This is a genomic window from Propionivibrio sp. (assembly GCF_016790145.1).
Lineage (GTDB): Bacteria > Pseudomonadota > Gammaproteobacteria > Burkholderiales > Rhodocyclaceae > Propionivibrio.
Window position 1 is genome coordinate 1 of the sequence record NZ_JAEUOI010000007.1, and the last position, 9,569, is coordinate 9,569.

At 59.9% G+C, this 9,569-nt stretch carries 9 protein-coding genes and 1 pseudogene; 3 read left to right on the plus strand and 7 right to left on the minus strand.

Going from position 1 to position 9,569, the window contains the following annotated elements; all coding sequences use genetic code 11:
- Both JNM42_RS00565 and JNM42_RS00570 read right to left on the minus strand, forming a co-directional pair.
- Positions 1-1,940, minus strand: a 1,940-nt coding sequence (locus tag JNM42_RS00565; protein WP_294264548.1) for a hypothetical protein, incomplete at its 3' end; no start/stop codon positions are given.
- 664 nt (positions 1,941-2,604) lie between these two features.
- Positions 2,605-2,997: a DUF4143 domain-containing protein gene (locus JNM42_RS00570; protein ID WP_294264550.1), complete on the minus strand. Its 393-nt coding sequence runs from the start codon at positions 2,995-2,997 to the stop codon at positions 2,605-2,607.
- A gap of 469 nt (positions 2,998-3,466) precedes the next feature.
- Between JNM42_RS00570 and JNM42_RS19390 the strand changes: the two genes are divergently transcribed.
- The 3 genes from JNM42_RS19390 to JNM42_RS00580 all read left to right on the plus strand — a co-directional run bounded on the left by JNM42_RS19390 (position 3,467) and on the right by JNM42_RS00580 (position 5,937).
- Complete coding sequence (locus JNM42_RS19390) at positions 3,467-3,583, plus strand: CreA family protein (RefSeq protein ID WP_366504387.1); 117 nt, start codon at positions 3,467-3,469, stop codon at positions 3,581-3,583.
- 294 nt (positions 3,584-3,877) lie between these two features.
- Positions 3,878-5,365, plus strand: coding sequence for a hypothetical protein (locus tag JNM42_RS00575; protein ID WP_294264552.1), 1,488 nt, complete (start codon positions 3,878-3,880; stop codon positions 5,363-5,365).
- Between the two features lie 2 nt (positions 5,366-5,367).
- On the plus strand, positions 5,368-5,937 hold the full coding sequence (locus JNM42_RS00580; RefSeq protein WP_294264555.1) for an SRPBCC family protein: 570 nt from the start codon (positions 5,368-5,370) through the stop codon (positions 5,935-5,937).
- A gap of 146 nt (positions 5,938-6,083) precedes the next feature.
- Here JNM42_RS00580 and JNM42_RS00585 read toward each other — a convergent pair whose 3' ends face one another.
- The 5 genes and pseudogenes from JNM42_RS00585 to JNM42_RS00605 form a co-directional block, all read right to left on the minus strand.
- Positions 6,084-7,097, minus strand: coding sequence for an L-threonylcarbamoyladenylate synthase (locus JNM42_RS00585; RefSeq protein ID WP_294264558.1), 1,014 nt, complete (start codon positions 7,095-7,097; stop codon positions 6,084-6,086).
- 69 nt (positions 7,098-7,166) lie between these two features.
- Positions 7,167-7,670, minus strand: coding sequence for a 5-(carboxyamino)imidazole ribonucleotide mutase (gene purE, locus JNM42_RS00590; RefSeq protein WP_294264566.1), 504 nt, complete (start codon positions 7,668-7,670; stop codon positions 7,167-7,169).
- 79 nt (positions 7,671-7,749) lie between these two features.
- Positions 7,750-7,905, minus strand: a pseudogene (locus tag JNM42_RS00595) (bifunctional methylenetetrahydrofolate dehydrogenase/methenyltetrahydrofolate cyclohydrolase); the annotation flags it as partial.
- A gap of 258 nt (positions 7,906-8,163) precedes the next feature.
- A complete protein-coding gene (locus tag JNM42_RS00600; RefSeq protein ID WP_294264562.1) occupies positions 8,164-8,778 on the minus strand; it encodes an indolepyruvate oxidoreductase subunit beta in 615 nt (204 codons plus the stop codon).
- Positions 8,779-8,893: 115 nt separating this feature from the next.
- Positions 8,894-9,569: thiamine pyrophosphate-dependent enzyme (locus JNM42_RS00605; protein WP_294264564.1), on the minus strand; the 676-nt coding region annotated here is incomplete at its 5' end.

Below are 9,569 nucleotides of genomic sequence, written 5' to 3' on the forward strand. Positions count from 1 at the left end.
AGCGCGTTGTACTGCACACCGGCGGTGTTGCTGAAGTTGGCCGTGCCGCCGCTAATGATAAGGTTGCCGCCGCTGTTGGCTAGTACACCGGTGAAGTTGGCGGTGCCGCCATTGACTGTGGTCGCGCCGCTGACGTTGTAGGCGCCGGCCAGATTGACCGTGCCGCCGCTGAAGATGACGTTGGGGTTGGCGATGCTCGATGCCGCCTGCAGGTTATGCGTGCCGCCGCTGAATTCCAGCGTGCCGACGCCAAGGAAACTGCCGTTGCTGGTGCCGCCACCGCCCAAACGCAAGGTGCCGGCGTTGATGTTCACCACGCCGGTACCGGCGCCTGTGGATGTGTTGTCGAAGCCAATGGCGATGTTCGTCGTGCCGGCTCCGCTCTTGGTGTAGGTGCCGGCATTGACAAAGGTAGACGCCGGGCCACCGAAGTCGTTGCTGATCTGATTGGAGACGGTGTTTTGGTCGAGCCAGGTGCCGTTGTTGTTCAGCGTCACCCCGCTGCCGGTGCGGATGCGGCCGTTACCGGCGCTGGGGGTTGTCCAGGTGGTGGTGCCGTTGAAGTTGACGGTGCGGCCGTTGGTGATGTCCTTCAAGCCGACGGTGTCCAGCGCCAGGTCGCTGGCGAAGGTGGTGCTGCCGGTACCGGTCATCGTGCCGGTGCCCCAGGAGGACGGGCCGGTGAAGGTCACCGCCTGGGTGCCGCTAATGGTACCGCCTTGCATGTTCAGGCTGGGGAACAGCACGCCGGCGTTGTTGCTGAAGTTGGCCGTGCCGCCGCCGCTCAGGATGAACGCGCCACCGCTGTTGACCACGGTGCCGGTGAAGTTGGCCGTGCCGTTGCTGACGGTGGTGGTCCCGCTGGCGTTGTAGGTGCCGGCCAGGTTGGTGGTGCCGCCGCTGAAGACGACGTTGGGGTTGGTGATGCTGGACCCTGCTTGCAGCGTGTACGTGCCACCGCTGAATTCCAGCGTACCGGCGCCCGCGAAACTGCCGTTGCTGGTGCCGCCGCCGCCCAACTGCAAGGTGCCGGCGTTGATGTTCACCACGCCGGTACCGGCGCCAGTGGTTGTGTTGTTGAAGCCAATGGCGATGTTCGTCGTGCCGGCTCCGCTCTTGGTGTAGGTGCCGGCGTTGACGAAGGTTGACGCCGGGCCGCCGAAGTCGTTGCTGATCTGATTGGCGACGGTGTTCTGGTCGAGCCAGGTGCCGTTGTTGTTCAGCGTCACCCCGCTGCCGGTGCGGATGCGGCCGTTACCGGCACTGGGAGTCGTCCAGGTGGTGGTGCCGTTGAAGTTGACGGCGCGTCCGTTGGTGATGTCCTTCAAACCGGGACCGCTGAGGTCGAGGCTGCTGGCGAAGGTGGAGCTGCCGGTGCCGGTCATCGTGCCGCCGGTCCAGATGCTGGCACCGCTGATGGTGACGGCCCCGGTGCCATTGAGTATGCCGCTGCTTTGCGTGAACGTTTTGAGAGACGACACACCGTTCAGCGTGAGCGTGCCGCCAGAGATCGTCGTTGCCGCGGTGTTGTTGATCACTCCGCTGACGAACGCTCCGCTGACGCTGAGTGTGCCGCCAGAAAAAATCAGGTTTTCTTCACTGGTGAGGGACGTAATCCCGCTACTGCCGCTGTTGAAGCTGATGGTACGCACCGTCGCTCCGCCGACATCGATGGTGACGGCATCGAGAGAGCCGGGCAGCGAGGGATTGCTGCTCCAGTTTGTCGCGGTAGTCCAGAGGCCATCGGCGTCTGGCACCCAACTGACCGGGGCGGCATGCGCGACGCCGACCAGGGTAGCGAAGAGCGCAGGCAAGAGCAGCGCTCTCGAGGTGTTGTGTGTCAGCCCAAGGCGGTGGCTTGAAGAATGAACGCCACTAATTGCGGCAGAAACGGCATTGGCCAGGGCACTGACGCGCAAACGCTTGGGAAGATGGCTCATGGTCTGTTCCTCTTGCTCTTGAAAAGGGTTATTGATGAAACGTGTGACTCGCATTGAACGCATTTGCCTGCCTCACTGCAGCCTGGACAAAGTGTGAGCAGATCGGTCCATAGCACTTGGAATTTACATCCAACACAAGCTTCCCGCAATAGTCCGAAAGTACTAACGTCTGCCGACAAACCCCAGCGCCAGATCTTGGGTTGCTGTATCGATACAACGTAGCTGATAACCGCGAACGAACCGGGTTACAGTCTCAAAGCCACACATCCGAAGAGCGATGGAAACTAGACAAAAAAAATAGTCAATCCGTTTTTACGAGTTCTCTGCGCTGGTTTTGTTCCCGACTTTGAAGCCGCCTCACCGGCAACCAGGCCTGCGGTATCGGGTTCGGCGTAGCGTGGCAGTCGTGCTGATAAACAAACCGGCGCTTGAGACCTTGCCGGAAAAAAGCAAGGCATAGCTCGACGTCGTTGCCCGTAGCTCGCGGCGTACCGGTGATCTTCTTCCTGGCACCCATGGCACGCAGGCTGACAGGTCACGTGCTTAGCATGCCGACATAAGCAATCGGCGCCGGCCTGCCAGCGCCGGCTTTGAATCAGCCTGCAGGCTTCACCAGACGCTACTGCAACCCTTCGGGAAACGATTGCCACGGCAGGGCAAGATGTCAATTGGGCAAGGCTCGCTCTTTTTCTATACGGCAGACGAGGAGCCCTTGACCGCTCGCTTCGTCACCGGCAACGGCAAGGAAGCGATTGAGTGGCTCGACATGGCCGGTGCCCGGTATGGCCGTCAGCTTGATCTCCACGGGCTGCAGCTTTCCGTCGATAACGATCAACAGGTCAACTTCAAGACCATCGTGCGATCGCCAGAAATACAAGTCCGTCTTGCGCCCCAAGGCCATGAACACCTTGACGGCTTCGGTGACAACCCAGCCTTCCAGCAGCGGCCCGCCCATCTGTCCGGTCAGCACAGCGGCAGCATCCGGCTGGCGCTTCAACAAGGCAACGAGGGCATAGTCGTAGAAATAGAACTTGGGTGTTTGCCCCCCGCTTGCCATAGTTGGCAAACCATGGCGGCAGAAAGTAGGCGATGTAGGACGCCTCAAGGACACCTCCCCAGGTTTTCACTGTCGGCTGGGTAATGCCAAGCTCTCGTGCCAGGTCGGCGACGTGAAATACCTGGCCATGGCGGGTTGCTGCCCGGTTGAGAAACTGATTGAAGCTGCGCAGGTCAGGAATATTGCGTATCTGCCTGACATCGCGCTCGATGTAGGTCGCAATATAACTGCGCAACCAGAGGTCGCGCCGATCGGGGTGAATGGCGGGAACCGGATAGCCGCCGTTCCATAAAGTCTCGCCGAGACCTGAGCGAGGGAATTCCGTGTACGAGAAAGGCGGAAGGATGCCTACCCGGCCTGCAAGCGATTCGCTCACACCGCGCATCATGCCGAACTGCTGCGAGCCGGTGAGCAGCCCATCGACCGCAACGCCCAGGGTCGGAATCAATCCGCAATATTAAATATCCGCCTGCGGGATGAGGCCAAGCGCACGCTGGTTTATCTGGCCATCAGCCGCAAGTTGATCGACAGCGCACCGGCCAACAGCCTGTCCAGCGTTCCCGTTATGCCGTGTGGCGGGTGCTGAGATCCGGCTCCCATTGAGAATTACAATTTCTTACAAATAGTCGATTCCAAACTTGAGCTCATTTCGCATACACTTCTTTTGCGACTTGATCGCAGTGTTTTTTACAACCTTGACTGGAGACCTCACCATGGCCGCAAAGAAAAAAACCGCAAAGAAGAAACCCGCCCCGAAGTAATTTCGGACAGGCTCTGCCTGTTTCGCGGTAAACAAAAAAAAGCAGGCGCAAGTCTGCTTTTTTGTTTTCTCGCTCCAATCCTTGTCACAATACCGGCATCCGTCTAAATGCCATCGCCCATGTCCTCTGCCCTGCCATCTGCTTTCCGGCCCCGCGACTTCTTCCGCTTCCTGATCGGCTCGGCGATGTACGCCATGCTGGCGATGATCCTGATCCAGGAATTTTGCAGCGCGGCAACGACCTGGCTGATCATCACGATCGCCCGCGACATCTCCGAAGAAAACATTTCGGCCGGCCCCTTCGAGTGGATCGTTGTGGCGCAAACGCTTTCCTATCTGGCCGGCGCGGTGAGCTGGATCTTTGCCGAGCGCGCCGGTTTCGGCGCGTACTCGCGCTACATGCTGTACTTCGCCCGCCAGAACCGCTACCAGACAGCCTTGCTCGGCGATACGGCGGCACGCGAACAGACCGAGCCCTTTCTCACCAGCGAAACCTTCCACGTCTGCTTCGAACTGATCTTTACCCTGCAGTTTCATCTGCGCCTGACTTTCCAGTTGCTGTTCACTTCGCTGGTGCTCGGGTTTGAAATCGACGCCGGTCTGCCGACGGCCTTTGCCGCCGCTTTCGTCATTCTGGCCACCCTGCAATGGTTCATGCGCACACCGCTGGCGGCGGCCTACCTGCAAAACCAGCGCATGACCAACCGCATGACGGCGCGCACTTACAACGCCTGGGACAACATTTTCAGCGGCAATCGTTACAACTTTGCTTTCTGGCACCGTGATTTCCGGCAGCGTCTTAGCGAAGCGCTGGCCGCGCAGATTCACGCCATCATGCTGCGCGAAGGTTGGAGCGCGATCAGCGGGATGATCGCGCTGATCCTGGTGCTGTCGACCACCGCCTGGATCGCCGTGCAGTATGAAGGCGATACGGCGCTGCTGATCGCCCTGGCGGCGACGCTGCCCAAACAGATCGAGATGACGCTGGACATGCACCAACTCACCGTCGGCTTTACCGATCTGCTGGCGGTATGGACACGCATCAAGGGCATCAGCGAGCACCTGCATCCCTTGCCTGATGCCGGCTTTGTCGGGCGGATCGGTTTCGGCCGCATTGTGCTCAGGGAAGGCGAAAACGAGCGCACCTGCACTTCGCTCGCCGATGCCGTGCACCACGCGCTGGCCGCAGCCACCGGTCTGATCACCGTACGCGGCGGCAACGGCAGCGGCAAATCAACGCTGCTGGCGGCGCTCAAGGCGCATCTGCATGGCAAGGCTTATTACTGGCCAACGCAGGATCGACTGGTTTTTGCGTTCAACGTTGGTTTGTCCTCACCAGCAGCAAGCGAAGAAGGCGGAGAAGGCGAAGACGATGCACAAGAAATCATTGCCGCCGAAGAAGCCGCCCAGAAGAAAGGATTCTCGTCGGGCGAACGGCAATTACAGGTTTTGCGCGAAATTGTCGCCAAAACCGACTATCCTGTTTATCTGCTTGACGAGTGGGATGCCAACCTCGATGCCGCCAATCGTAGTTCGGCTGTCGCACTCGTTGAGGAGCTCGCGCGACGGGCGCGGGTCATCGAAATATCCCACCGCGACCGGAGATGAAAATGCTCAATCGGCCACACCGCGCAGCGAATTTTTTACACCTGCTCGCCTGTTTTCTGCTGATCATCAGTCGTTCGGCGTTCGGCGTCGAGCCGGAGGTTATCGTTGGTATCGAGAAAAGCGGTGAGGCTTTTATCGTCGATGCAACAATCAAGGTGCAGGTACCTATGCGTAAGGCATGGGAGGTGCTGACCGATTTCGACAACATGACCGGCATTCTGAGCAACCTGGCGTCGAGCAAGATCGTCCGCCGCAATGGCAATACGCTGGTTGTGGATCAGGAGGGAACCGCACACTACGGAATTTTCTCGTATTCATTTGCATCCGAGAGAGAAATCCGGCTGGAGCCGATGAAGCGGATTTTTGCCAGGCAGATCTCCGGCAATGCAAAGCGCTTTGAAAGCGAACTGGAACTTTCGCAGAGCGGGCTCGTCACCCTGATCCGCTACCGCGCCGAGGTTGTTCCCGATTCGGGGATCGGTCGGACCTTCGGTGGCACCTTCATCCAGCATGAGGTCGAAGAGCAATTCACCACCATGGTAGCGGAAATGAAGCGACGATCAGCGCCATAGGGAAACGTCTCAATTGGCATATTTCGACAAATGTCCATGAAAAGGAAGCCGATCAACCCTGGGGAGGGTATCGATTTCTCCTCTGCACCCTCTTGACTCTGCGATTTCTGCGTTGAACGAGCTGGCAATTGCGTTTTAACGATTGATCAGACCTCGCCGGAGCCACAGGCCGCCCGGCGCAGGCGATCCGCCACCGCAGCCCAGGCGGGATCCGCAGGAACCTCCTCAACCACGATGACATCGTTAGCGGACCGATCAAGCTCGCGCAAGGCCGCATACAAGCCGTGTGCATAAGCTTCCGCTTCGTCCGGCAACTGGCTTTGCGCATGGGTCAGCACCGGGAGCGTTTGCCGGGTACGTGCCAGCAGAGCGCAGCGCCGCCCGCTTTTCTGCAATTCGGCAATGACTGCCGGCAATTGCTCGCTTGCAACCAGATACATCGGTGTCAGTGGCGCGTAGTGAGCTTCCAGCGAACCGGAAACGCGCGGGACGTTTTCGCCCAACATTTCTGCAGGCCACTCGGGCCGCACACCCGTGACCGCGTAAATCTGCTCCGGCGTGATGTGCCCAGGGCGCAGCAGGCGCGGCGGCTGATCGCCGTGACACGAAAGGTCGATGATGGTCGATTCGATACCCACTTGACACGGACCGCCGTCAAGCACCAGAGCCACCGTAGCGCCGAGTTCCTGATGCACATGCGCCGCTTCGGTCGGGCTGATGCGCCCGAAGCGGTTGGCCGACGGCGCCGCGATACCGCACAGCCCGCCCCGACCGCCACCAGCAAGCGCAAAGGCGCGTAGCAGGCCGAGCGCCAGAGGGTGAGCCGGCATGCGCAGGCCAACGGTTTCCTGCCCGCCGGTCACGGCGTAAGGCACTTCCGGCGCGCGTTTGAGAATGAGGGTCAGCGGCCCCGGCCAGAACGCTTCAGCCAGCTCCCAGGCGAGGGCAGGAATGTCCCGCGCCCAGCGTTCAAGATGCCCCGCGCCGGGCAGATGCACGATCAACGGGTGATCGGCTGGCCGCCCCTTGGCGGCAAATATTCTGGCCACCGCCTCCGGGTTCGCAGCATCGGCACCCAGCCCATAAACCGTTTCGGTAGGAAAGGCGACCAGTTTGCCGGCCTGCAAAAACCCGACGGCCCGGGTAAAGTCTGGCGTCATCCGGCAAGGCTCTGTTTTATTGGCAATAAGCGCGTAGGTGGCAAGGAAAGAACCGGGGTCAATTCAACATCAGGGCAAGTCCGTCAGCGTTTTTGACAAAACATTTTCAGTCTGGCTGGTGCGAAACTCGGTGAGTTTTTTCGCCAGGCCACGATCGTTCAAGGCCAGCATGGCCACCGCGAACAGTGCTGCATTGACCGCACCGGCCTCGCCGATGGCAAAGGTCGCCACCGGAATACCGCCGGGCATCTGCACCATCGCCAACAGGGAATCCAGCCCCTGCAAGTGTTTTGAAGGCATGGGAACCGCCAGAACCGGCAATTCGCTCTTTGCCGCCAGCACCCCGGCCAGGTGTGCCGCGCCGCCCGCCGCGCCGATCAGCACCTTGATACCGCGCTCCTGTGCGCAGGCGGCGTAATCGAGCGCCGCATCGGGCGTGCGATGCGCAGAGAGGACGATGGCTTCATAGGGAATGCCGAAGCGTTTGAGCATCTCGGCGCAGGAACGCATCACCGGCCAGTCGCTGTCCGAACCCATCACGATACCAATCATTGGATGTTTGACCATGCTCATTTCCTTAAACATTCACAGGTTCCATTCGGCGCAATAACCACAGGGCATTGCGCCGATGGCATTTAGTGCACCATGTGCTTTATTGCAACTTCCGGACGCTTGTAGCGCGCCCGACACTTTCCAGCGTATTGGCCAGCAGCAAGGTGATCGTCATCGACCCCACACCGCCAGGCTTGATCATGTCACCGGTAATCATCTTCGCTTTGCCGATCGCTGCAACATGAATGTCGGCGCGCAGGCAATGGGCCTTGAGATCTCACGCCTGCGAACGGCAATTTGTCGCCAACCCACATGATGAAAGCTGCCAGCCTGCCCGTTTCCCTCCCTTGCAGGGCTCATTCCGGCCTGGCAGCCGGAATCGATCGATTGGCACGGAGCATGTTCCACGTATTCCCAATCTCGCCCACCAGCCCCTCTCCCAGTGGGTGAGGGGAGATTCGTGAGTCGCTGGCGCAACTTCCAAGTTAAAACGAGTGGCGGATTCTACCGCAACTCAGGCCGCTTCGGTTTGTGCGGCCTGCGCGGCAGCAGCCCGACCGGCGGCAAAGGCGCGACGGTTGAGCTCGATGAGTTCGGGCTTCTTTGTGGCAAAGCGTTTGAGAATGCATTGTTCCAGCACCTCCGCCGAGAACGGCAGATGGTCGGAGATAGCACCGAGCATGACCGTATTGCCGAGCCTGATATCGCCGAGTTCCTTGGCAATCGCCGAGGCATCGAAGGAAAAAACGCGCGTTCCGGCAGCGCGCACTTCGGCGACCGGATCTTCAGGGTAATCGTAGAGGCCGATGTCGACCACCGGCGGCACCAGACGCCCGGTATTCATCAACGCCAGACCATCGGGGCGCAACATGTGGCGCCAGCGCATGCCTTCGGCGGCTTCAAACCCGAGCAGCACGTCGGCTGTTCCCGGCGAGATCTGTGGCGACAAAACCCTGGGGCCAAAACGCAAATGCGAAGACACGACCCCGCCGCGCTGCGCCATGCCGGCGACCTCTGTCTTTTTGACATCGTGACCAAAGGCAATGGCTGCCTCGGCCAGAATTTCAGTGGCCGTCATGACCCCCTGACCGCCGGTGCCGACTACGAGGATGTTGGTAATTTCAGACATCTTTGAAACTCCGAAACGCTTTCAACGCGAAGTACACAGAGACGCGGAGAACGCAGAGAAAAAATTGTCGTTCTTTGCGAACTCTGCGTCTCAGCGCCCTCTGCGTTGAAAGAGGTTAATGTGTTTTCACCACCCTGATCGGCATCGCCAGCATCTCGACAGGAACGATGGCGTCAGGGGCACAGGGTTGCAGGCAGAGGCCGCAGCCGGTACAGGCCGGGCTTTCGATGCGCACGAAGGAGCGCTCGACTTCACGGCCGTTGGCTTTGACCACCTTGTCGCGCCGCGTTACGTGGATGGCCGGGCAACCGACATCGACGCAGTTGCCACAGCCCGTGCATTTGTCATCGATGACCCTGAACGGCTTGCGCGCATGGTAGTCCTCGACCAGCACGCAGGGCTGGTTGGTGATGATGACCGAGGGTTCGGCAATTTTCGTTTCCTGGCGCAGCGTCTTGAACAGCGTCGGCAACTCGTAGGGATCGACCACATGCACGCGCTCTTCGCGCACGCCCAGCGCCTTGACGAGATTGGCGAAATCGACGCGCGGCGCTTCGTTGCCGTGAATGTCGCGACCGGTGCCGGGATTGCTCTGCCCGCCGGTCATGCCGACCGCACGATTGTCGAGCAGCAGCACGGTGACGTTGCCGCGGTTATAAACGATATCGAGCAGACCCTGCATGCCCATGTGCAGGAAGGTCGAATCGCCGATCACGGCGACGATCTTCTTGTCCTTTTCGGAATCGGCACGCCCCTTGTCGAGGCCGAGCGCCATGCCCATCGACGCGCCC

Coding starts and splice junctions, on each gene's coding strand:
- JNM42_RS00570 (WP_294264550.1), bottom strand. CDS start 2,997: ATGGCAAGCGGGGGGCAAACACCCAAGTTCTATTTCTACGACTATGCC.
- JNM42_RS00575 (WP_294264552.1), top strand. CDS start 3,878: ATGTCCTCTGCCCTGCCATCTGCTTTCCGGCCCCGCGACTTCTTCCGC.
- JNM42_RS00580 (WP_294264555.1), top strand. CDS start 5,368: ATGCTCAATCGGCCACACCGCGCAGCGAATTTTTTACACCTGCTCGCC.
- JNM42_RS00585 (WP_294264558.1), bottom strand. CDS start 7,097: ATGACGCCAGACTTTACCCGGGCCGTCGGGTTTTTGCAGGCCGGCAAA.
- purE (WP_294264566.1), bottom strand. CDS start 7,670: ATGAGCATGGTCAAACATCCAATGATTGGTATCGTGATGGGTTCGGAC.
- JNM42_RS00600 (WP_294264562.1), bottom strand. CDS start 8,778: ATGTCTGAAATTACCAACATCCTCGTAGTCGGCACCGGCGGTCAGGGG.